Raw genomic sequence first — 23,135 nt, 5'->3', positions numbered from 1 at the left:
AGTGGGTCCGTCGGCGTCACGCCGACGGATCCACTCCGCTCACACCAGGCGGGAGGTCCAGAGCAGCGACAGCACGATGCCGAGGAAGGCGAACACCAGCCCGCCGCGGACGAACCACGGGCTGATGTCCCGCGGCTCGGTGGTGTAGCCGATCTTGCTGCCGAGGTCCTTGTAGACCTGCTCCAGCTGCCGGGCGCTGGCCGCCTCGCTGAAGCTGCCGCCGGTGTCGTCGGCGATCTTCTCCAGCGTCCCGCTGTCGACCGGCACCGGCACCGTCTCGCCGTTGAGGCTGAGCGTGCCGTAGTCGGTGCCGAACGCGATCGTCGACACCGGCACCTTCGCCCCGGTGGCCGCGTCGATGGCCTGCGACGCCTCCCGGCCCACGGTGCTGTAACCGTCGGACAGCAGCACGATCCGGGCCGGCGGCGCGTCGTCGGCGCCGCCGCCGAGGGACGCCTCGTAGTTCTGGATCGTCTGCAGCGAGGTGAAGATGGCGTCGCCGATGGCGGTGGCCTCGGCCAGCTCCAGGTTGTCGATCGCCGCCCGCACCTGGCCGCGGTCGGTGGTCGGGGTGACCAGGCTGCTCGCCGTCCCGGCGAACGACACCAGCCCGAGGTTGATCCGCGCGGGCAGCACGTCGACGAACTCCTTGGCCGCCTTCTGCATCGCCGCGAACCGGTTGGGCTGGATGTCGGTGGCCCGCATCGACAGCGACACGTCGACGGCCATGATCACCGTCGCCCGCTCGCGGGGCACCTGCACCTCGGCGCTCGGCTGCGCCAGCGAGGTGACCAGCGCGGCCAACCCGAGCGCAACCGTGCCGAACGCCAGGTGGCGGCGCCAGCCGGGGCGCTTGGGCACGACCGACCCGAGCAGCCCGACGTTGGTGAACCGGGCGGCGTACCTGGCCCGGCGCAGCTGCAGGACGACGTAGAGGCCCACCACCGCGGCCACCGCCAGCAGGGCGACCAGCCACCACGGTGCCTGGAAGGTCATCGGACAGCTCCTCCGGTGCCGGCGCGCCGGCGGTCGGCCACGAACCTCACCACGTCGGCGACCCAGTCGCGGTCGGTGCGCAGCCGCAGGTGCCCGGCACCCGCCCGGCGCAGCGCCGCCGCGATCTCCCCCCGCTGCCGCGCGGCCGCCTCGGCGAACCGCTGCCGCACCTCGGCCTTGCCGGTGGGCACCTCCAGCGTCTGCCCGGACTCCGGGTCGACGACGGTCAGCAACCCGACGTCGACGAGCTCCAGCTCCCGCGGGTCGACCACCTCGACCGCCAGCAGCTCGTGCCGGGAGTGCAGCCCGCGCAGCGGCCGCTCCCAGTCCGGCTGCGCGGCGTCGGCGCCGAGGAAGTCGGAGATCACCACGACCAGCCCGCGCCGCCGCGGCGGGCGGCGCAGCGTCTCCAGCGCCGCGGCCAGGTCGCCGCGGCGTCCGCCGGTCGCCCGGGGTGTGGCCACCACCTGGCGCAGCAGCCGGTCGGCGGCCAGCCGGCCCGGCGCCGCCGGGTAGCGGTCCACCCGCTCCCCGGTGGTGACGACGGCGCCCAGCCGGTTGCCGCCGCGCACGGTCAGGTGGCTGACCGCGGCCAGCCCGGCGATGGCCAGGTCGCGCTTCTCGCAGCGGGCGGTCCCGAAGTCCAAGCTCGGCGACAGGTCGACCACCACCCAGGTCTCCAGCTCCCGGTCGGCGATCGTCTCCCGCACGTGCGGCACCTGGGTGCGCGCGGTCACCGGCCAGTCCATCCGGCGGACGTCGTCGCCGGGGTGGTAGGTGCGCGAGTCACCGGCCTCGCTGCCCGATCCGGGCACCAGCCCCAGGTGGTCGCCCTGCAGCAGCCCGTCCAGCCGGCGCCGGACGGTCAGCTCCAGCCGGCGCAGCAGCACCTCCGACGACGCGCCGACGCCGAAGTGCGGCGCGTCGTCCCGGTTGGCCGGCGAGGTCACGCGGACGGCGGGCCGTAGCCGCCGTTGCCGTTCGCGGGCTGCCCGTTGGGCGGCGGGTAGGCGGGCTGGCCGTTCGGGTACGCGGGCTGGCCGTTCGGGTAGGCGGGCACCACCGGGCCGCCCGGCCCACCGGGGCCGAACCCGCTCGCGGACTGCCGCGGGGTCACCTGCGGCAGCGGCACGCTCTGCACGATCCGCTTCACCACGTGGTCGGCCGGCACCCCGTCGGCGAGTGCGTCGTAGCTGAGCACCAGCCGGTGCCGCAGCACGTCACCGGTCACGTCGAGCACGTCCTGCGGCAGCACGTAGTCGCGGCCGCGGATCAGCGCCAGCGCCCGGCTGGCGGCGATCAGCCCGAGCGAGGCCCGGGGGCTCGCGCCGTAGGTGACCCAGCCGGCCACGTCGGGCATGCCGTGCTCCAGCGGGGTGCGGGTGGCGACCACCAGCCGGACGACGTAGTCGACCAGCGCGTGGTGCACGAACACGTCGGCGGCGGTGCGCTGCAGCCGGCGGACGTCGTCCGGGGTGAGCACCTGCTCGGCCACCGGCGGCGTGGAGCCCATCCGGTAGACGATCTCCCGCTCCTCCTCCGGCGTCGGGTAGTCGACGACCACCTTGAGCAGGAACCGGTCGCGCTGCGCCTCGGGCAGCGGGTAGACGCCCTCGGACTCGATCGGGTTCTGGGTGGCCAGCACCAGGAACGGGTCGGGCAGCTTGTGCGTGACGCCGCCGAGCGACACCTGCCGCTCGGCCATGACCTCGAGCAGCGCCGACTGCACCTTCGCCGGCGCGCGGTTGATCTCGTCGGTGAGCACGAAGTTGGCGAACACCGGGCCGAGCTCGGTGTCGAAGGCGTCCTGGCCGGACTTGTAGATCCGGGTGCCGATGATGTCGGCCGGCACCAGGTCGGGGGTGAACTGCAGCCGGGCGAACCGGCCGCCGACGACCCGGGCGAGGGTCTCGACGGCGAGCGTCTTGGCGACCCCGGGCACGCCCTCGAGCAGCACGTGCCCGCGGGCCAGCAGGCCCACGAGCATCCGCTCGACCAGCCGGTCCTGGCCGACGATGACGCGCTTGATCTCGAACAGCGCCCGCTCGAGCCGGGCGGCGTCGACCGAGGGCGGGGTGGGCTGCTCCGGTGCGGGCTGGCCGGAGGCGGGCGGGCTGGCGGCGGTCACGCGGCCAGTGTCCTACACCCGGCTGAGGGAGCGCCCGCGCGCGACCGACGCGCCGCGGCACCCGGGAGGAGGAGGAGCCTGCCCCTCCCGCCCCGTGACTGCTAGCCTGGCCAACGCGTCGGGCAGCTCCCCCCGTGGCTGCCCGACGCCCTTCTGCCCGGTCTCCCGGCAGCCGCGCCTCAGGCGCTGGGGCGCACGGCCCCGTAGTAGTCGCGACCGAACCGCAGCGACGACGTGGTCACCTTCTTGCCCCGGTCGGGCGCCTCGATCATCTGGTTGCCGCCCAGGTACATCGCCACGTGGTAGATCGACGTGTAGGCGCTGCCCGACGCGTAGAAGAGCAGGTCACCGGGCTGCAGGTCGTCGGCGTCCACCTGCTTGCTGCGGTTGAGCCACCACTGGTCGCGGCTGGTCCCGCCGATGGCGATGCCGGCCTTGGCGTAGGCGTACTGGGTCAGGCCCGAGCAGTCGAAGCCCCACACGTCCGCGTCCGGCGGGATGCCGTAGCTGGGGCCGTTGCTGCCGCCGCCGCCCCACGAGTACAGGACGCCGATCTGCGACCTGGCCGCGGCGATCGCCTTCTGCACCGCGCTGGTCGACGGCGACCCCGCGGGGGCGCCCGCCGACGAGCCACCGGAGGACGGCGAGCCCTTGGACGGCGAGCCCGAGCTCGACGAAGCGGACGACGACGAGCCGGACGACGAGGACCCGGACGACGAGCCGCCCGACGCCGACCCGCTGGACGCGGAGCCGGACGAGGACGAGCCGGACGAGGACGAGCCCGACGAGGACGAGCCCGACGAGGAGGTGCTGGCCGGCGCCGGCGCGGTCGTCGCGCGGCTCGCGGCCGGGCGGGCGGCGGCCGCGGCGGCCTGCTGCGCGGCCCACTGCTGCGCGGCGGCCCGGGCGCCCTGCAGCCCGTAGAGGGCCTGGCTGGCCTTGTCGAGCTCGGTCTGCAGCGCGGTCTGCTGCACGGCCAGGTCGTCGGCCTGGGCGCGGGCGGCCTGCTCCTGCTGCTGCGCCGACTCGAGCATCCCGGCGGCCTGGGTCTGCAGCTCCCTGGCCTCGCCGAGGCTGGACTGCGCGGCCTGGTCGGCGGCGGTGGCCTGGGTCTGCAGCACGGTCAGCTGCGCGACGACGTCGGTGCGGTGCTCCCCGGCGGCGTCCAGCAGCGCGGCGCGCTCCAGCAGCTGCGCCGGCCCGCCGGCCGACAGCAGCGCCACGGTGCCCGGCGACGTGGTGCCCTGGATGTAGCTCTGCCGGGCGAAGGCGGCGACCTCGTCACGGCCCGTCTGCAGGTCCGCGGCCGCCTGGGCGGACGCGGCGGCGGCGTCGTCCGCCTGCTGCTGCGCGGCCTCGGCGGCCTGCTGCTTCTCCTCGTAGTCCTCGAGTGCGATCAGCGCGTCCTGGTGCGCGGCGTCCGCGCTCGCCTGCAGCGAGGCCAGCTGCCCGCGGATCTCCCCCACCCGCTGGGCGGCGTCCGCCTTGGCCTGCTCGGCCTGCTGCAGCTGCTGGTCGCTGGGGTTGACCGGTGCCGCCGACGCCACCCCCGGGGCGAACAGCGACGCCCCGACCGAGCAGACGAGGGCGATCGCCGCCGTCCCCGCGGTGCGGCGCAGCCAGCGGCCGCTCCCCCGTCGTCCCGACCCGACCTGCGTCCCGACCCACGCGCGCACTGACCCGACTCCTCCGTTGCCCGCGCCGGTCCCGGAGGGGCGGCGCGGTCTCGACCTGTCCAGGAACTCCACGTGGGAGTCCCTCCGCGGGACAGATCGACCGGATCGGGTGAGGAACTGAACGCTGCCGGGGCACCCTCACCCGGAGGGAGGAGGCGGAACCGGACCGTCCGTGCCGGGTCAGTTGACCCGGCGCTCGCTGTCGGCCCAGAAGGCCTCGCGCAGCTTGAACTTCTGGATCTTGCCGGTGGCGGTGCGCGGGATGGCGTCCCGGAACTCCACCCGCTTGGGCGCCTTGTAGCCCGCCATCCGCTGCTTGCAGTGGGCGATGATCTCCGCCTCGGTGACCTCGGCGCCGTCGGCGGTCACGACCAGCGCGGTGACCAGCTCGCCCCACTTGTCGTCGGGCACCCCGATCACCGCGACCTCGGCGACGGCGGGGTGGCTGAAGACGACGTCCTCCACCTCGATCGAGGACACGTTCTCCCCGCCGGTGATGATCACGTCCTTCTTGCGGTCGGAGATGGTCAGGTAGCCGTCGTCGCCGATCGAGCCGCCGTCGCCGGTGTGGAACCAGCCGCCGTCGAGCGCGTCGGCGGTCGCGTCCGGGTTCTGCCAGTAGCCGGCCATCACGGTGTTGCCCCGGGCGAGCACCTCACCGGTGTCGCTGGTGTCCAGCCGGGTGCCCAGCGCCGGCGCCCCGGCCCGGGACAGCGCCCGCGCCCGCTCCTCCGGGTCCAGCGCGTCGTACTCGGCGCGCGACCGGTTGATCGTCAGCAGCGGGGCGGTCTCGGTGAGGCCGTAGATCTGGTTGAACTCCCAGCCCAGCTCCTCCTCCACCCGGGCGATCGTCCGCGACGGCGGCGGAGCGCCGGCGACGACGATCCGCACCCGGTCGCGGCCGGGCACCGGGCCGTCCCACCCCGCGGCGGCCTCCAGGACGGCGTTCCACACCGCGGGCGCACCGGCCATCAGCGTCACCCCGTGCTGCTCGACCCGGCGGAGGATCTCCGCGCCGTCCACCTTGCGCAGCGCCACCTGGGTGCCGCCCACCCCGGCCAGCGTGTACGGCAGGCCCCAGCCGTTGACGTGGAACATCGGCAGCGTGTGCAGGTAGACGTCCCGGTCGCTGACCTGCATGTGCAGGCCGAAGGTGACCGCGTCCAGCCACATGTTGCGGTGGGTCATCTGCACGCCCTTGGGCCGCGCCGTCGTGCCGCTGGTGTAGTTGATCGTCGCGGTGGCGTCCTCGTCGGGCTCGGCCCACGGGCGCGGCTCGGTGTCGAAGCGCAGCAGCCCCTGGTCGTACTCGTCGCCGAGGACCAGCCGGTGCTCGACGGGCACCCCGGCCAGCGCGGGCGCCAGCTCCGGGTCGACCAGCAGCACCCGGGCGCCGGAGTGCTCGACGATGTAGCGCACCTCGTCCGGCTGCAGCCGGAAGTTGACCGGCACGAGCACCCGGCCCGACCCGGGGACGGCGAACAGCAGCTCCAGCAGCCGCGCGGAGTTGTGGCTGACGACGGCGACCCGCTCGCCCTCGGCGATGCCCAGCGCGTCCAGCCCGGCCTGCACCGCCCGCGCCCGGCGGGCCAGCTCCCGGTAGGTGAGCGCGCCCAGCGGGGTCGCCGGCTGGCCGGGCTCGTCGACCATCCCGACCCGGTCGCCGTACACGAGCTCGGCGCGGTCGAGGAAGTCGCGGGTCGTGAGGGGGACGCGCACGGTTGCTCCCGGTGGCCGGGCCGGCTGCGCTGCCGGCCGCTGACGTGGTCGCCGTCACGCTAACCGGGCGGCCGCCCGTCCGGCAGGCGGAAGCAGCGGCGACGGCGTCGCGACGCCGGTCCTAGCGTCGCCACGGGCGCAGTGACCTGCGTCACGGACGGACGACGGCCGGCGCCGCGGCACCGGCCACTGGAGGTGGCGCTGTGCTCGGCATCGGGATCAACCTGGGGTTCGGGAAGCTCGACCCGGACCTCACCGACCAGGAGATGTACGCCGGCGAGGTCGACCTGGCCGTGCGCGCGGACGCGCTGGGCTACGACGGCGTGTGGGTGGTGGAGCACCACTTCGAGGACTACTCGCTGTGCCCGGACAACCTGCTGCTGCTCGCGCACGTCGCGGCCCGCACCGAGCGGATCAAGCTGGGCACCGCGGCGGTGATCGTGCCGTGGAACGACCCGCTGCGGGTGGCCGAGAAGGCGCTGATGGTCGACACGCTGTCCGGCGGCCGCCTGCTGCTGGGGCTGGGCCGGGGGCTGTCCCGGCGCGAGTACGTGCCCTTCCGGATCCCGCTGGAGGAGACCCGCGGCCGGTTCGACGAGGCGGCGGCGCTCATCTTCGAGGCCGTGGAGACCGGCGTCATCAGCGGCGACGGGCCCTACTACCCGCAGCCGCGCGCCGAGCTCCGGCCGCGGCCCCGCGCGTCGTTCCTCGACCGGCGGTACTGCGTCGCCGGCTCACCGGACTCGCTGGTCTCCGCCGCGCACCTGCGTGCCCGGCTGATGTCGTTCATCACCAAGCCGGTGCCCGACCTGATGCCCACCTTCGACACCTACCGGCGGCTCTACGCCGAGGAGCACGGCGAGGCCGCCCCGCCGATCTGCCTCAACGTGAACATGTACTGCCACGAGGACGACGAGCTGGCCCGGGAGCGGCACTTCCGGTACGTCAACCGGTTCTTCCTGTCCAACGTCGACCACTACGAGATGGCCGGCGACCACTTCGCCACCACCAAGGGCTACGAGCGGTACGCCGACGGCGCGCGGTTCCTGCAGGAGACCGGCCTGGAGAAGGCGGCGGACAAGTACGCGGCCACCGCGCTGTGGGGCAGCCCGGAGCGCATCCTCGGCCAGATCGAGGCCGTGCGGGACGTCATCGGCGACTTCGAGCTGGTGCTGGCCCCCTGCTTCGGCGGGATGCCCTACGACGAGGCCCGGGCGAGCCTGGACCTGTTCGCCCGCGAGGTGCTGCCCCGGGCCCGCAGCCTGTCCGGGGCCTCCGTCGGGGTCCCCGCGTGAGCCGGGAGGTCTCCTTCCCGGGCACGACGGCGGTGGTCACCGGCGGGGCCTCGGGCATCGGCAAGGGGCTGGCCCGGGCCTTCCGGGACGCCGGCTGCGCGGTGGTGATCGGCGACCTGGACGGCGACGCGCTCGCGGCCACCGCCGAGGAGCTGGGCGTGCTCGGGGTGCCCACCGACGTCGGCGACCCCGGCAGCGTGGCCGCGCTCGCCGAGCGGGCGGTCGCCGAGCACGGCGAGGTGCACGTCGTCTGCGCCAACGCCGGCGTCGGGCCGGTGGGTGCGGTCGCCGACCTCACGCTCGAGGACTGGCGCTGGATGCTGCAGGTCAACCTGTTCGGCGTCGTCCACACCGTGCACGCGTTCCTGCCGGTGCTGCAGCGCAACCCCGACTGGGGGCACCTGGTGGTGACGTCGTCGATGTCGGCGCTGTGCCCGCCGCCCGGGCTCGGCGCCTACGTGGCAGCCAAGGCCGGGGTGCTCGGGCTCACCGAGGTGCTCGCCGCGGAGCTGGCCGGCTCCCCGGTGGGCACCACGGTGCTGCTGCCCGGCGCGGTGCGCACCAACATCAAGGACAGCCTGCGCACCCGGCCGCCCGGCGCTCCCGGCGCGCTCACCGACCACGACCTGGCCGCCAGCGGCCGCCCGCACCGGTGGCTGGAGCCCGACGAGGTCGCCGCGGCCGTGGTGACCGCCGTCCGGGACGGGCAGCCCTACGTGGTGACCCACCCGGAGTGGCTGCCGGTGGCCGGGCAGCGGCTCGACCGCATCGCCGCCGGCGCCCTGCACCCCGCCTGACCCACCCACCGGCCCCGGACGTGACGGTGCCCCGCCCTCCCCGGTGGGGAGGGCGGGGCACCGGGTGCCGAGCGGGTCAGCCGACCGCGGCCGGCGGGTGCTCCTGGGTCGGCGTCTCCGGCTGCCGCCGGGGCAGCGTGGCGGCCAGCTCGTCGAGCGGGAAGTGGCAGGACACCTGGTGGCCGGGCAGCCGCTCCTGCAGCTTCGGCTCCTCGATCGCGCACTTCTCCTGGGCCCGCGGGCAGCGGGTGCGGAACCGGCAGCCGCTGGGCGGGTCCAGCGGCGACGGCGGCTCGCCGGCCATCGGCACCGGGCGGCGGGCCCGGCCGGTGACCGGGTCGAGGCCGGGGATGGAGTCCAGCAGCGCGGCGGTGTACGGGTGCAGCGGCTGGCGGTACAGCCCCTCCGACGGCCCGATCTCCGCCAGCTGACCGAGGTGCATCACCGCGACCCGGTCGCTGACCTGCTTCACCAGCGCCAGGTCGTGCGCGATGAACATGTAGGCCAGGCCCAGCTCCTTGCGCAGCTTCTCGAACAGGTTGAGCACCTGCGCCTGGATGAGCACGTCGAGCGAGGACACCGCCTCGTCGCAGATCACCAGCGCCGGGTTGAGCGCGATGGCGCGCGCGATGGCGACCCGCTGCGCCTGGCCGCCGGACAGCTCCGTGGGCCGCCGCTTGCCGTAGCTGTCCGGGTTGAGCCCGACCAGGTCCAGCAGCTCGGCCACCCGCTTGCGGCGGGACTCGGCGTTGCCCTCGCCGTAGCCGAGCAGCGGCTCCTCGACCAGCTGCTCGACCCGCCAGCGCGGGTTCAGCGAGCCGAACGGGTCCTGGTAGACCATCTGGACGTCGCGGCGGGCCTCCTTCAGCGCCCGCCGGCGCAGCCCCACCAGCTCCTTGCCGCGCAGCTCCACCGACCCGGCCTTGGGCGGCGGCGCCTGCACCACCGACCGGGCCAGCGTCGACTTGCCCGACCCGGTCTCCCCCACGATGCCCAGCGTCTCGCCGGGGTAGATGTCGAAGGAGACGTGCGAGACGGCGTGCACGACGCCGCCCTTGACGCCGCCCGCGCCCCGGACGGTGAACTCCTGGACGACGTCGCGCACCTTCAGCAGCGGATCCGTGCCCTGCCCGGGCGTGGTCGACGCCCGCTCCTCGACGGCGGTCATCGGGTGGCTCCCTTGCGCGTGGTCGGGTCGGTGGCACCGGCCCGGGTGTAGGCGGTGGCACCGGCGCCGACGGCGGTCGCCCCGGCGGGCACCGGCGCGGCCGCGGCGGCGTCGGCCACCCCCGCGAGCACGGCGCGCTCGGGCACCGGGTGGTGGCAGGCCCACCAGTGGCCCGGCTGGTGCTCGAGGAAGTCCGGTGCCTCCAGGCACCGGTCGGTGGCGTTGGCGCACCGGGGCCGGAACGGGCAGCCCTTGGGCAGCTTGCTGAGGTCCGGCGGCTGGCCCGGGGTGACCGGCAGCAGCTCGTGCGAACCCCGCTCCAGCAGCGGGATGGCGTCCAGCAGCGCCCGGGTGTACGGCATCCGGACGGCGCCGAACAGGTCCGCCGCCGCGGCGTACTCGACCGCCCGCCCGGCGTACATGACCGCCACGTCCTGGGCGTAGCTCGCGGCCAGGCCCAGGTCGTGGCTGATCATGATCACCGCCATGCCGAGCCGCTCCTGCAGCTCCACGATGAGCTCCATGATCTGCGCCTGGGTGGTGACGTCCAGGGCGGTGGTCGCCTCGTCGGCGATCAGCAGCCGCGGGTCACCGGCCAGCGCGATGGCGATCATGACGCGCTGGCGCATGCCGCCGGAGAGCTGGTGCGGGTACTCGTTGAACCGCCGCTCCGGCGCGGGCAGCCGGACCAGGCGGAGCAGCTCCACCGCGCGGTCCCGGACGCCCTTCTTGTCCAGGTCGCAGTGCGCCTTGATGGCCTCGGTGATCTGCAGGCCGATCTTCATGGTCGGGTTCAGCGAGCGGGCCGGGTCCTGGAAGACCATGGCGATGTCGCCCCCGCGCAGCGAGCGGAACTCCTTCTCGCCGAGCCCGATCAGCTCGCGGCCGTCGAACTGCGCCGACCCGGTGATCTCGGCCGTCGGCGGGAGCAGGCCCATGAGCGCCCGGGAGCTGACGCTCTTCCCGGAGCCGGACTCGCCGATGATCGCCATCATCCGGCCGGCGGCCAGCTCGTAGGTCAGCCCGTTGACGGCGTTGACCCGGCGGCCGCCGCGGGTGAAGGTCACCCGCAGGTCCTGCACCGACAGCAGCGGCCGGCCGTCGTCCGGGCGGGCGCTGTGCTGCCCGCCGGCGGACGGGGTGGGCAGGGACGTCTCGGACACGCGGGGCCCCTCACTGGTCGGTGTCGTCACGGAGCGGCTCACCGGCCACCCCACCGGGCACGCAGGTTCTCGCCGAGGAGGTTGAAGGAGAGCACCGTGAGCAGCAGCGCGACGCTCGGCCAGACGACCAGCATCGGCGTCGCGGAGAGGCTGAGCTGACCCTCGGCCACCATGTTCCCCCAGCTCGGGTTGGGTGCCGGGATGCCCAGGCCGAGGAAGCTCAGCGCTCCCTCGATGATGATCACGATGCCCATGCCGAGCATCGCGAAGGTGATCAGCTGCGGGACGATGTTGGGGGCCAGGTGCCGCAGCAGCACCCGCCAGCCGGGGGTGCCGGCCAGCTCGGCGGCGGCCATGAACGGCATGCTCCGCAGCCGCAGCACCGCCGACCGGGCCACCCGGGCGACCGCCGGGATGCTGAAGAACGTCAGCGCCAGGATCGTGTTGGTCATGCTCGGGCCGAGCGCCTGGGCGACGGCCAGGGTGAGCACCAGCGACGGGAACGCGATGAGCACGTCGAGCACCCGCATGATCACCGTGTCCACGGCGCCGCCGAGGTACCCGGACACCGCGCCCAGGGTGCCCCCGATGAGGAGCCCCAGGACGTTGACGGTGAACGCGATCAGCAGCGAGGCCCGGCCGCCGTTGAGCAGGCGGGACAGGATGTCGTTGCCGTTCGGGTCGGTGCCCAGCAGGTGCCCGGGCGAGCCGGCCGGCAGGTAGCTCTCCAGGATGTTGCCGCCGATCGGCCGGGGCAGGCCGAGCACGAGCGGCCCCAGGAAGCAGGCGAAGACGATCAGCGCGATCATCCCGGCCGGGATCCAGGTGCCCAGGTTGCGGACCCGCCGGCGGCGGGGCCCGACCTCCTCGACCTGGTCGAGCTCCGGGACGTAGGCGGCCGACGGGGCCGGTTCAACGACTGTCATGGCGGATCCTCGGGTCCAGGACGGCGTACAGCAGGTCGACGACGAGGTTCGCGACCACCGCGACGAGCGCGAAGATCACCACGACGGCCTGCACGACGACGACGTCACGGGTGTTGATGGCCTGCAGCAGCAGCTGGCCGATCCCGGGCAGCGAGAAGATCTGCTCGATGATGACCGTGCCGCCGATCAGCGCCCCGAGGTTGAGCCCGACCACGGTGATCAGACCGAACGACGAGTTGCGGAAGGCGTGCCGGAGCAGCACCTGCCACGGACCGATGCCCTTGGCCCGGGCCGTGGTGATGTACTCCTCCTGCTGCAGCTGGTCGACCAGGTCCCCGCGCAGGAAGCGCGCGTAGAAGCAGAACAGCGGGATGCCGATCGCCGCCGAGGGCAGGATCATGCCGCGCAGGTTGTCGCCCACCCCGTCCGACAGCGGGGTGTACCCGATGGCGGGGAGCACGCCGAGCTGCACGGCGAAGACCAGCACCAGCACCAGCGCCAGCACGTAGTTGGCGACCGACAGCCCGGCGGTGCTGACGAACATGCTGATCCGGTCGAACAGCCCGTTGGGCCGGTGGGCGGCCGCCAGGGCGACCGGGATGGCGAGGACCAGCGAGACCACGAAGGCCAGCACCACGAGCTCCACGGTGACCGGCAGCCGGTCGCCGAGCACGTCGCTCACCGGCTGCCGGCTGACCATCGAGTTGCCGAGGTCGCCGGTGAGCGCCCCACCGAGCCAGTCGAAGTAGCGCGCGACCCCGGAGCGGTTGAGCCCGAGCTGCTCCTCCAGCTGCGCGATGTCCTCCGGCGTGGCCTCGGGACCGAGCAGCTGCTGTGCGGCGTTGCCGGGGATCAGGCTGAGCACCCAGTACGTCAGGATCGTGACGCCCAGCATGATCGGGATGGCCATCAGCAGGCGCTTGACGACCAGGCGGAGGACCGGCGAACCGGTCATCCGGGTGAGGGAGACCCGCGGGTCCCGGTCGACCGGGACCCGCGGAGTCGTGGTGGCGGTGGTCACTTCTGCCGCCAGACCTCGTCCCAGATGACCCCGGAGTTGACCAGGATCGGCGGGATCTTGGTGGTGAGCCCCGGACCGTGCACGCCCTTGGCGGCCAGGTTGGCGGGGGCGAAGGCGAGACCGAACGGCGCGTAGAAGTTCTTCGCGATCAGCTCACCGGCCTGGCGGTACAGGTCGGCCCGCTGCTTCTCGTCGACCGTCGAGGCCGCGTTGTTCAGCAGCTCGTCGAGCGCCGGGTCGTTGACCCCGCTGTAGGGGACGCCGGAGGCGAACCGGAACCCGACACCGACGCCGGCGGCCGGGTCCCAGGCGCCGGCGGTCTGCAGCATCGCCTGCCACTGACCACCGGTGAACTGCTGGATGACCCCGGAGAGCTGGTAGTCGTTGATCGTGACCTTGATGCCGGCCGCCTCCCACTGCGTCTGCAGCGCGGTGTTGATCTGGGTGGCGACGTAGTTGCTGATGGTGCCGAGGTTGACGGTCAGCCCGCCGAGCTCCTGCACCAGCTGCTTGGCCTTGGCCAGGTCGAACTCCGGGTAGCCCTCGACGTCCTTCTCGTAGAACTTGCCACCGGGGCCGGTGAAGCTCTGGCTCACGTCGTACTTGCCCTTGAACACGCCCTTGTTGATCGCCTCGAAGTCGGTGGCCCGGTAGATGGCCTCCCGCGCCTTGGCGTCGTTGAACGGCGCGATCTTGGTGTTCAGCTGGATGACGTAGGGCGAGGTGGCCGGCTGGATGGTGACCTGCAGGTCACCGCTCTTCTGGGCCTGCTCCAGCAGCGGGGTGGTGTTGAGGCCCTCGTAGGCCTGCGCCTGGCCCGCCTGCAGGGCCTGGTAGGCCGGCTGGTCGCCGCCGATCGACTGGAAGGTCAGCTTGTCCAGGTAGGGCAGGCCGTCCTTGAAGTAGTTCGGGTTCTTCGCCAGCTGCAGCGAGGAGCTCAGCTGGTTGGAGACCACCGTGAAGGGCCCGGCGCCGACGGGGTTGATCTTGAAGTCGTCCTCGCCCTGCTTCTGCACCGCGGCCGGGCTGGCGATCCAGTTGACGTTGGCCGCCGGGAACGAGGCGAGGATCGCCGGGTAGGGGCGGGTGAAGGTCAGCCGGATGGTCAGCGGGTCGACCACCTCGATGCCGTTCTGGGCCAGCGGCCAGGTCGGCTTGCAGGTGCACGGGTTGTTCAGGTCGCGGTCCCAGTTCCAGCGGACCGCCTCGGCGTCCAGCGCGGTGCCGTCGCTGAACTTGATGCCGTCGCGGAGCTTGACGGTGAACTGGGTGCCGTCGTCGGAGATCTGGTAGCTCTCCGCCTGGTTCGGGGTGACCTCGGCGTTGGAGCCGTCGTCGTCGGCCTTCAGCAGGAACAGCCCGCCGAAGATCGCCTGGTTCATGGCGATGTTGGAACCACCGGTGGTGTTGGTGGCCGGGTCCAGGCCGGCCGGCCAGGAGCCGGCGAAGGACGCGTCCTCCAGCACGGTCAGGTCGCCGCCGGCGACCGGGTCGCCGGCCGGCTTGTCCGCGGAGGAGGAGGAGCCGCTGTCACCGGAGCCGCCGCAGGCGGTCAGGAAGACGACCGCTGCTGCGGCCATGGATGCGATCTTGGTCGTTCGTCTCACGTCGGTGCTCCCACGGGGTAGGGCGTCGATGGCCTGGGGATGACGGGCGCTCGGCGAGCGAGCGAGGAGCGGTGGAGCCGATTGCGGGTCCCGCACCAGCGGGTGACGGGGCTCACTATTCGCACGCAGAGAGTCCCGTGCCGCGGGACCCGCGATCCCGGCTGCTTCCGTCCGGCGGTAAGGAACTTCGGGGTCCGGATGCGCTCTCCGGGGGGTACCGTCGCAGAGCGCGACGACCCGCGCGGAGAAGGCCGCGGCCGACCCGGTCCAGCGCGCCGGGACCGGGCGTCCGTGCTGGTCAGCGGCCGCCGGCCGGCCGGCCGCCGGGCAGGCACGACGGCCCGCCCGGCGGTGCCGGACGGGCCGTCGAGGGTGGTGGTGGAACGGTCAGGCGGGCGGGTCGATGCCGAGCCAGCGGAAGGCGTTACCGCTCGCGATCGCGGCGAACTCCTCCGGCGGCAGGCCCATCGAGCGCAGCGTCGCGGCGGCGGGGTCCTCGCGGAGCATCGCCGGGAAGTCCGAGCCGACCAGCAGCCGGTCGGCGCCCAGGTAGTCGATGAGGAACCGCAGCGCCCGGCGGTCGAAGACCATCGAGTCGTACCAGAACCGGCGGGCCAGCTCGACCGGCGCGGGCCCGTCGTCGTGCATGACCGCGCGGGTCGGGTCGACCGGCTCCTCGTTCCAGGAGCCGCTCCAGAAGTAGTTCGCCCGCGGCAGCATCAGCGGGAAGCCGCCGGCGGCGTGGCTGAAGGAGATCCGCAGGTCCGGGCAGGCCTCCGCGGTGCCGCCGGTGACCATCGAGCCGGCCGCGAACGCGCCCTCGACCCCGACGACGTAGGTGCCCATCGCCTTCATCGGCAGCCGCTCGGTGGGGCTGGGCATGGCGTGGACGAACACCGACAGCCCGAGCCGCTCGACCTCCTGGAAGAAGGGCAGGAAGCGCTCGTCGCCGATGCTCTTGCCCAGCACGTTGGAGGCGATCTCGATGCCGTTCAACCCCTGGTCGCGGATCGCCTTGAGCTCGGCGGCCGCGGCGTCGGGGTCCTGCAGCGGCACCATGCCCAGGCCCTTGAACCGGTCGGGGGCGGTGGCGCACAGGGTGGCGGTGAACTCGTTCACCCAGCGGGCCAGCGACAGACCGTCCTCCGCCGGCAGGTCGTACCGGAGCAGCGGCGGCATCGGGCTGAGCACCTCGACGTCCACCCCGGAGGCGTCCTGCTCCTGGATGCGCCGTTCGGCGTCGAAGAAGACGTCGCGGGCGGTGAACCGCATCTGGCCGAAGACCAGGGTGCGGGCGGTGTCGCCGTCGACCGGCTCCATCCGCGGGAAGCACGCCGGCGCGTCGGCCGGGTAGTCGCGGGGCAGCAGGTGGGCGTGCGCGTCGACGAGCACGGGGGCCTCCTCAGGCGGGCAGGTTGGGGTGGACCGACACGTGCACCGGGCTCTCGCCGGGCACCTCGCCGGCGAGCGTCTCGATGGCCAGCGCGGTGTCCTCGAGGCCGAACGTGTGGGTGTGCAGCTTCTCCAGCGGGAAGCGGCCGGACTCGATGAGCGCGATGGCCGCCTCCTGCCCGGCGAAGTCGACGCCGAACGCGCCCTTGACGGTGAGCGCCCGGTTGATGATCAGGTCGGTCGACAGCGGGATCTCCCGGCCGCCCTTGAGGCCGGCGAGCACGACGCGGCCGCCGTGCCGGGCGGCCAGCAGCGCGTCGGTGACCGGGCCGGCGGCCATCGGGGTGAGCTCGAGGACGACGTCGGCCATCTCGCCGTCGGTGATCTCCCGGACCCGCTCGACGACGTCCTCGCCGTCCGGGCCGACGACGACCGTGTGGTCGGCCCCGAACTCCCGGGCCAGCGCGAGCTTGTGCTCGTCGGCGGGCAGGCCGGTGATGACCACGGTGCCGGCGCCGGCGGCCTTGGCGGCGATGACCGCGGCGATCCCGCGCTGGCCGGCGCCGAGCACCACGACCGTGTCGCCGAGGCCGATCTCGCCGAGGTGGGCGGCCCACCGGACGCCGGCGCCCAGCGGGTTGAACATCACCGCGATCTCCGCGGGGATGGTGTTGTCGATCTTGTGCAGGACGGCGTTGGGCGTCAGGAACAGGTGCTCGGCGAAGCCGCCGAACAGGCTGGGCTGGGTGTCGATGCCGGTGACGCCGTGCCCGATGGTCCGGTTGCGGCAGGACTGGTAGCGCCCGGTCAGGCAGTTCTGGCAGGCCCGGCAGGGGACGATGACCTCCAGCGCCACCCGGTCGCCGGGCTGCACGCCCCACCGCTTCGCCGCGTTCTCACCGATCTCCTCGATGATGCCCATCGGCTCGTGGCCGGGGATGAACGCGTCGGTGCGGCCGCCGCCCATGTGGCCCTTGTAGGTCTCGACGTCGCTGCCGCAGATGCCGTTGGCCTCCACCCGCAGCAGGCCGCTGTCGGCGTCGATCTTCGGCCGGGGGAACTCGCGCATCTCGATCTTCCGCGGGCCCACCTGGACCGCGGCGCGGACCGTGTCGGTCATCGGTTCTCCTCTGCGGTGCCCGCGGCGACCGGCTCGGCCGGCCGCGGGAGGGGGAAGGGGGTGAGCCCGCCGCCGTCGAGGACGAGGGTCTGGGCGGTGACGTAGCCGGCGTCCTCGCTCGCGAGGTAGCCGACGGCGGCGGCGATGTCGTCCGGCGTGCCCGCGCGGCCGACCGGGATGTTGCGGCCGCGGGAGGCGATCGTCGCGGCGTGGTCCAGCGACGGGTCGGGGTCGAGGATGGCCCGGCTGGTGCCGACCAGCCCGGGGCAGATCGCGTTGACGGTGACACCCCAGGCGGCGACGTCCATGGCCAGCGCCCGGGTCATGCCGATGACGCCCGCCTTGGACGCGGAGTACGCCGCCGAGCGCGGCGCGGCCGACAGCCCGGCCATCGAGGCGATGTTGACGATCCGGCCGTACCGCTGGGCGCGCATCACCGGGACGGCGGCCTGGCTCATCAGGAACGTGCCGGTCAGGTTGACCCGGATGAGCCGCTCCCAGACCTCGAACGGCACCTCCTCGACGTCGGCCCGGTCGGCGCCCTGCGGCGCGGACGCGTTGTTGACCAGGACGTCGAGCCGGCCGAACTGCCCGGTCGCGGTGCCGACCATCCGCCGGGCGTCGTCCGGGTCGGCGATGTCGCCCAGCGCCGTGGCGACCTCTCCCCCGGCCTCGCGGATCTCCGCGGCCAGCTGGTCGATCCCGCCCCAGCGGTGCTGCTCGGGGACCCCGGCGACCTCCTGCCGGCGGTTGAGCACGCCGGTGGCCTGCAGGTCGGTGACCACGACGGCGTGCCCGGCGGCGGCGAGCCGGTGCGCGATGGCCTGGCCCATGCCGTCCCGCTTGCCGCAGCCGGTGACCAGCGCGACGCGCCTCATGCCTGCGCCACCGGCACCACGGCGTCGGGCCCGAGCGGCACCGTCTCGTCCTCCGGCTCGGCCGCACCGACGACCGCGGTGACCGGCGGCCCCGCGGGGAAGCGGTGCGGCGGGCCGCCCTCGACGGGCAGGATCGCGCCGGACACCCAGCGGGCGGCGTCGCTGAGCAGGAACAGCGCTGCGTGGGCGATGTCCCAGGCGGTGCCCTCGGTCTTCAGCGCCACCGACTGGCGGCGCGGCTCGCGGAGCTGCTCGTCCATGTTGGCCGCCGCGAACGCGCCCCAGATGGCGCCGACCTGCACGCAGTTGACCCGGATGCCCTGCGGGCCGAGCGTCGTGGCCGCTCCCTCGGTCAGGTTCTCCAGCCCCGCCTTGGCGACGCTGTAGACCATGCCGGGGCCGCGCATCTTCACGCCGACCGAGGAGATGTTCACGATGCTGCTGCCGGCCGGCAGCTGCGGGACGGCGTGCCGGGTGACCGACCACGCCGACCGCAGGTTGATGTCGACCAGCTGGTCGAACCGCTCGGGGGTGACCTCGAACAGCCCGGCCCGGTCGCCGGCGGCCACGTTGTTGACCAGCCCGTCGAGGCGGCCGAACGCGGCGGCCGCCTCGGCGACGGCGCGCCCGCAGGCCGCGTCGTCGGTGACGTCGGCGACCACCACGGCGGCCTCGCCGCCGGCGGCGGTGACCCGGTCGACGGTGCGCTGCGCGGCCGCGCGGTCGCGGTCGAGCACGACGACCTTGCCGCCGGCCGCGGTGACCAGCCGGGTGATGGCGTAGCCGACCCCGGGCAGGTCGCCGTTCTGGCCGCCGCCGGTGACGAGCACGACCCGGCCGGCCATGGACTGGCCGGCGCCGCCGAGCGGGTCCTCGAGCGGGTCAGGGGTGCTGGTCATCGAGCGGCCTCCAGGGGCTGGGCGGGGGTGGTGGGAGCGGTGCGGCCGACCACGGGCACGGCCCGGCCGGACCAGTCGGCGAACATCCGCACGACCATCGAGATCCCGGCGTTGCGGGCGCCGGCCACGGCGATCAGCAGGTGCCGCGGGTCGCCGTCGGGGAGCGTCCGCTGGAAGCCGTCCCCGTCGTCGCCGGGGACGGGGAGCGCGCCGTCGTCCTCGCGGGCGAAGCGCACGCCGTTGTCGCCGATGCCGTCCTTGCCGACCCGGTGCAGGTCGGCCAGCGAGCGGCCGCAGTGCTCGTACAGCCAGGCGCGGACGTCGGCCCGGCTGAACCCGGCGTCGGCCAGCAGCTGGGCGTGGTCGGGAGCGAAGACGACCCCGGCCGAGGCGTGCCGGAAGATCAGCACGCCGGTGCGGGAGATGGTGTCGGCGAAGTCGGCGAGCAGCTGCTCGGCGCTGCTGGTGTGCCGGTTGTCGACGAACTCGCAGGTGCGCAGCAGGGTCGCCGACACCGCCGAGCCGCCGCCGGGCAGCCCGGCCTCGGCGGCCAGCGGCTCCCAGGGGCTGTCCGCCTCGTTCTCGCCGAAGCAGATCTGCCAGCGGCCGGGCAGGCCCTGGGTGGCCTGCTCGAGCACGTGCGGGTGGATGCCGAAGGCGTTGCGGACGATCAGCCCGATGGCGCGCGCGATGGTCGCGTTGGGCCGGAAGCCGGGCCCGAAGACGCCGCCGGTGCTGTTGAGGCCGATCTCGTCGCGCACCGGGCCGTTGACGATGATCAGCGGCGCCGGGCCGCTGGTCGACTGCCACCCGCCGCCGCCGGTGGCCCGCTCGAGCATGAGCGCGTCCCAGGCGGCGAGCACCACCGGGAAGTACTCGGGCCGGCAGCCGGCCATCGCCGCGTTGATCGCCGCGGTCTCCAGGGTGACCGAGCGGTCCAGCTGCGGCAGCCGCCCGATCACCTCGTCGGCCGGTCGGTCGGTGGTGGCCAGGAACTGCTCCAGCAGGGGCAGGCTGACCGGTACCAGCGGCAGGCCGTCGGACCAGCCCTGCGCGTAGCAGTGCTCGATCGCCGCCTGGGCGGCGTCGGGGTCCAGCAGCTCGGTCACGCCCGCTCCCCCGCCAGCAGCCCGACCACGTCGGGGAGCAGGTGCTTCGCACGCTCGGCGACCTGCTGCGGGCTGAGGACGGCGACCGGGTGCGCCGTCCGGGCGTACCGGTAGCCGGGCGCGCCGCGCAGCTCGGCCATCGCGTCCGCGGTCGCGACGAAGGCCTCGCTGCAGATGACCGCCGCCGGCAGCCCGGCCTGCTCGAACCGGATGCCGTCGGCCACCGCCGACGCGCTGCACGACCCGCAGTCGCCGACCGCGGTGATCACCAGGTCGCAGTCGCCCGCGAACTCGGTCACCACCTCGTCGCTGACCGGCATCGCGAACACCTGCTTGGTGGCCCGCCGGGTCACCCGGACGCCGTGCTCGGCCTCCAGCAGCGCGCCGATCTCGTCCAGCAGCAGCGCGGCGTTGTGCTTGGTGTTCTCCAGCAGGCCCACCCGCAGCCCGGTGAGGTCCGGGCGGCGGGGGGCGAGCTGGCCGGCCGGCCGGTCCGTCCCGGCCGGGGCGGGGGCCCCGGCGAGGACGGACGTGCGGCCGGTCGGGTCCAGGATCGCGTTGGGCTCACGGGTGGGCAGGGTCGGGGTCGTCATCGCTCAGTCCTCGTGGACGATGACGCCGCGGATGTTCTTGCCGTCGTTGAGGTCCTTGTAGGCCTCGTTGACCTCGTCGAGGGCGTACGTGCGGGTGACCAGCTCGTCGAGCTTGAGGTCACCGGCGCGGTACAGGCCCAGCAGCTTGGGGATGTCCGACAGCGGGTTGCAGTCGCCGAACAGCGCGCCGCGGATCTGCCGCTGGTAGCCGATGAGCATCCCGGCGTGCACGTGCACGGCCTTCTCGTTGATGTGCCCGACGCCGGTGATGGTGACCTTGCCGCCCTTGCCGGTCATCAGCACCGCGGCCTGGACCATCTCCTCGGTGACCACGCCCGGGGTGAGGATGACGTGGTCGGCCAGCTGCCCCCACGTCGTCTCGACCACGAAGTCGTGCGCCTCCTTGGCCGAGGCGAACGCGTGGGTGGCGCCGAACACCGGGGCCATCTCGCGCTTGAACTCGACCGGGTCGACGACGACCACGTTCTTGGCACCGGCGAACCGGGCGCCCTGGACGGCGTTGCTGCCCACACCGCCGGCCCCGAAGACGACGACGGTGTCCCCGGCCCGGACGCCGGCGGCGTAGACCGCGGAGCCCCAGCCGGTCGGGACGCCGCAGCCGACGAGGCTGGCGACCTCGAACGGGATGTCGTCGGCGATCGGGACGACGGCCCACTCGGAGACGACGGCGTACTGCGAGAAGGTGCCCAGCGAGCAGAAGCCGCCGAGGTCCTCGTCGCCGAGGTGGAAGCGGAAGGTGCCGTCGAGGAACATGCCGCTGCCGGCGTTGAGGCCCTTCTCGCACATGTTCTGGTGCCCGGTGGAGCACGGCCGGCAGTAGCCGCAGGCGGGGATGTAGGAGCAGACGACCCGGTCGCCGACCTTGACCCGGCGGACGTCGGGGCCGACCGACTCGACGATGCCGGCGCCCTCGTGGCCGCCGACCATCGGGAAGCGGACCGGCGCGTCCCCGGCGGTGATGTGGTCGTCGGAGTGGCACAGGCCGGAGGCGGCGAACTTGACCCGGACCTCGTGCGCCTTGGGCTCGTCGAGCTGGAGGTCGACCATCTCCCAGCCGATGTGCGGCCCCCGGGCGATGGCGGCGTGCGTGGTGATGCTCATCGGGATGCGCTCCTCGGGGTGCTGGCGTGGGTGGTGGGCTCAGGCACCGGTGCCCCGCAGGGACACCGTCTTGACCTGCGTGTAGTCCAGGACGGAGTCGGCGCCCATGGTGCGGCCGAAGCCGGAGCGCTTGTAGCCGCCGAAGGGGCCGCCGATGACGCCGGCGCCGAGGGCCGCGTTGACCGCCACCTGGCCGGCCTGCAGGCCGCGGGAGAACTTCACGGCCTTGCCCACGTCGCGGGTCCAGACCGAGGCGACCAGGCCGTAGTCGGTGCCGTTGGCCACCCGCAGCGCCTCGTCCGCGTCGGCGACGGCGGTGACGCCGAGCACCGGGCCGAAGATCTCCTCCTGGTGGATCCGCATCTGCGGGTCGACGTTGTCGAAGAGGGTCGGCTCGACGAAGAAGCCGCGCTCGAACTGGGCGCCCGAGGGGCGGCCGCCGCCGAGCACCAGGTCGGCGCCCTCCTCCTGGCCCAGCTGCATGTACTTGAGCACGCGCTCCTGCTGCTTGGCGTTGATCAGCGGGCCCATGTTGACCTGCTCGTGCCACGGGCCGACCTTGACCTGCGACATGTGCTCGGCCAGCCGCTGCACGACCTCGGCGTGCACCGACCGCTCGACGACCACCCGGGAGCCGGCGGCGCAGATCTGGCCGGTGTTGAGGGTGATGCCGCGGGCGATCGCCGGGATGGCGGCGTCCAGGTCCGCGTCGCCGAGGATGACCTGCGGGGACTTGCCGCCCAGCTCCAGGTGCAGCGGGGTGAGGTTCTCCGCGCAGGCGGCCATGATCAGCGACCCGGTCTGCGGCGAGCCGGTGAAGCTCATCCGGCGGATCCGCGGGTGCGCCGGGATGGCCGCGCCGGCCTCGTGGCCGTAGCCGGTGACGACGTTGACCACGCCCGGCGGGATGCCGGCCTCGAGCGCGAGCCGGGCCAGCGCCAGCGCGGTCAGCGGCGCGTCCTCGGCCGGCTTGATGACGATGGTGTTGCCGGCGGCGATCGCCGGGCCGACGTCGGTGACGAACATCGGGCCGGGGGCGTTCCACGGGATGATCGCGCCGACCACGCCGTAGGGCTCGCGCAGCGTGAGGCCGAGCGCGTCCGGGGTGTAGGTGGGCAGCGACAGGCCCTGCACCTTGTCGGCCTGGCCGGCGGTGAAGCGCAGCTGGCCGGCCATCGGCGGCGGACCCCAGTGCGGCCGGCCGACCTCCTGCGACTCCAGCTTGTCCAGCTCGCCGATGTTGTCCTCGATCAGCTGCGCCCAGCGGAACAGCAGCGCGGCGCGGGCGGTGGCGTTGGTGTCGCGCCAGGCCGGGAACGCGGCCTCGGCCGCGCGGACCGCGGCGTCGACGTCGGCGGCCCCGCCACGGGGCACGCGGGCGAGCACGTCGCCGGTGGCCGGGTTGATGACCTCGATGGTCTGGCCGTCGGCGGCCGGGACCCAGTCACCGCCGATGAGCTGGGCGTTGTCGATGATGAGCGGGCTGCCGGTCTGCGGGCCGGGAGGGGCGATCGTCATGGCTGGGT

19 protein-coding genes and 1 pseudogene are annotated in these 23,135 nt (G+C 73.8%); 2 read left to right on the top strand and 18 right to left on the bottom strand.

The genetic code is table 11. The features are described from left to right. Positions 1-39: 39 nt before the first annotated feature. The 5 genes and pseudogenes from AB0J00_RS07805 to AB0J00_RS07785 form a co-directional block, all read right to left on the bottom strand. Entirely contained in the window at positions 40-996 is a 957-nt protein-coding gene (locus AB0J00_RS07805) for a VWA domain-containing protein (RefSeq protein WP_357742610.1), read from the bottom strand. Next, positions 993-1,946 (bottom strand): DUF58 domain-containing protein, encoded by a 954-nt coding sequence (locus tag AB0J00_RS07800; protein WP_357742607.1) that lies wholly within the window; start codon positions 1,944-1,946, stop codon positions 993-995. Before AB0J00_RS07800 ends, AB0J00_RS07805 begins: the two co-directional genes overlap by 4 nt. Beyond that, positions 1,943-3,046, bottom strand: a pseudogene (locus tag AB0J00_RS07795) (MoxR family ATPase); the annotation flags it as partial. The pseudogene AB0J00_RS07795 and the gene AB0J00_RS07800, both read right to left, overlap by 4 nt. A gap of 257 nt (positions 3,047-3,303) precedes the next feature. Further along, positions 3,304-4,800 (bottom strand): NlpC/P60 family protein, encoded by a 1,497-nt coding sequence (locus tag AB0J00_RS07790; protein ID WP_357742605.1) that lies wholly within the window; start codon positions 4,798-4,800, stop codon positions 3,304-3,306. Between the two features lie 180 nt (positions 4,801-4,980). Further along, positions 4,981-6,519, bottom strand: a complete 1,539-nt coding sequence (locus AB0J00_RS07785) for an AMP-binding protein (protein WP_357742602.1) — start codon at positions 6,517-6,519, stop codon at positions 4,981-4,983. 203 nt (positions 6,520-6,722) lie between these two features. Between AB0J00_RS07785 and AB0J00_RS07780 the strand changes: the two genes are divergently transcribed. Continuing rightward, a complete protein-coding gene (locus AB0J00_RS07780) occupies positions 6,723-7,814 on the top strand; it encodes an LLM class flavin-dependent oxidoreductase (protein ID WP_357742600.1) in 1,092 nt (363 codons plus the stop codon). Beyond that, the gene (locus AB0J00_RS07775; protein ID WP_357742598.1) at positions 7,811-8,611 is read left to right on the top strand and encodes an SDR family NAD(P)-dependent oxidoreductase; all 801 of its coding nucleotides are present in this window, start codon (positions 7,811-7,813) and stop codon (positions 8,609-8,611) included. Before AB0J00_RS07780 ends, AB0J00_RS07775 begins: the two co-directional genes overlap by 4 nt. Positions 8,612-8,687: 76 nt before the next feature. Here AB0J00_RS07775 and AB0J00_RS07770 read toward each other — a convergent pair whose 3' ends face one another. From AB0J00_RS07770 to AB0J00_RS07710, 13 genes are all read right to left on the bottom strand, one after another. Next, a complete protein-coding gene (locus AB0J00_RS07770) occupies positions 8,688-9,779 on the bottom strand; it encodes an oligopeptide/dipeptide ABC transporter ATP-binding protein (RefSeq protein ID WP_357742595.1) in 1,092 nt (363 codons plus the stop codon). Then, positions 9,776-10,942 carry an ABC transporter ATP-binding protein gene (locus AB0J00_RS07765; protein ID WP_357742593.1) on the bottom strand — a complete coding sequence of 389 codons (1,167 nt, stop codon included), beginning with the start codon at positions 10,940-10,942 and terminating at the stop codon, positions 9,776-9,778. The genes AB0J00_RS07770 and AB0J00_RS07765 overlap by 4 nt, the downstream gene beginning before the upstream one ends. Positions 10,943-10,980: 38 nt before the next feature. After that, on the bottom strand, positions 10,981-11,868 hold the full coding sequence (locus AB0J00_RS07760; protein ID WP_357742590.1) for an ABC transporter permease: 888 nt from the start codon (positions 11,866-11,868) through the stop codon (positions 10,981-10,983). Continuing rightward, positions 11,855-12,823: an ABC transporter permease gene (locus tag AB0J00_RS07755; protein ID WP_357742587.1), complete on the bottom strand. Its 969-nt coding sequence runs from the start codon at positions 12,821-12,823 to the stop codon at positions 11,855-11,857. The genes AB0J00_RS07760 and AB0J00_RS07755 overlap by 14 nt, the downstream gene beginning before the upstream one ends. A 62-nt stretch (positions 12,824-12,885) precedes the next feature. Next, the gene (locus AB0J00_RS07750; protein WP_357742585.1) at positions 12,886-14,469 is read right to left on the bottom strand and encodes an ABC transporter substrate-binding protein; all 1,584 of its coding nucleotides are present in this window, start codon (positions 14,467-14,469) and stop codon (positions 12,886-12,888) included. Positions 14,470-14,883: 414 nt separating this feature from the next. Then, the gene (locus AB0J00_RS07745; protein ID WP_357742582.1) at positions 14,884-15,888 is read right to left on the bottom strand and encodes an amidohydrolase family protein; all 1,005 of its coding nucleotides are present in this window, start codon (positions 15,886-15,888) and stop codon (positions 14,884-14,886) included. A 10-nt stretch (positions 15,889-15,898) separates the two neighbouring features. Next, positions 15,899-17,008 carry a zinc-binding dehydrogenase gene (locus tag AB0J00_RS07740; RefSeq protein ID WP_357742580.1) on the bottom strand — a complete coding sequence of 370 codons (1,110 nt, stop codon included), beginning with the start codon at positions 17,006-17,008 and terminating at the stop codon, positions 15,899-15,901. Further along, positions 17,005-17,886, bottom strand: coding sequence for an SDR family oxidoreductase (locus AB0J00_RS07735; RefSeq protein ID WP_357742577.1), 882 nt, complete (start codon positions 17,884-17,886; stop codon positions 17,005-17,007). Before AB0J00_RS07735 ends, AB0J00_RS07740 begins: the two co-directional genes overlap by 4 nt. Then, positions 17,883-18,785, bottom strand: a complete 903-nt coding sequence (locus AB0J00_RS07730) for an SDR family NAD(P)-dependent oxidoreductase (RefSeq protein ID WP_357742574.1) — start codon at positions 18,783-18,785, stop codon at positions 17,883-17,885. The genes AB0J00_RS07735 and AB0J00_RS07730 overlap by 4 nt, the downstream gene beginning before the upstream one ends. After that, entirely contained in the window at positions 18,782-19,894 is a 1,113-nt protein-coding gene (locus AB0J00_RS07725) for a hypothetical protein (protein ID WP_357742571.1), read from the bottom strand. Before AB0J00_RS07725 ends, AB0J00_RS07730 begins: the two co-directional genes overlap by 4 nt. Continuing rightward, positions 19,891-20,487, bottom strand: coding sequence for a UGSC family (seleno)protein (locus AB0J00_RS07720; protein WP_357742568.1), 597 nt, complete (start codon positions 20,485-20,487; stop codon positions 19,891-19,893). Before AB0J00_RS07720 ends, AB0J00_RS07725 begins: the two co-directional genes overlap by 4 nt. Positions 20,488-20,490: 3 nt before the next feature. Then, positions 20,491-21,609, bottom strand: a complete 1,119-nt coding sequence (locus AB0J00_RS07715) for an NDMA-dependent alcohol dehydrogenase (protein ID WP_357742566.1) — start codon at positions 21,607-21,609, stop codon at positions 20,491-20,493. A 39-nt stretch (positions 21,610-21,648) separates the two neighbouring features. Continuing rightward, entirely contained in the window at positions 21,649-23,127 is a 1,479-nt protein-coding gene (locus tag AB0J00_RS07710) for an aldehyde dehydrogenase family protein (protein WP_357742563.1), read from the bottom strand. Positions 23,128-23,135 lie beyond the last annotated feature (8 nt).

Source organism: Modestobacter sp. NPDC049651 (genome assembly GCF_040659695.1).
In the GTDB taxonomy this organism is placed as follows: domain Bacteria; phylum Actinomycetota; class Actinomycetes; order Mycobacteriales; family Geodermatophilaceae; genus Modestobacter.
This window is presented reverse-complemented; position numbering and strand designations above follow the sequence as displayed.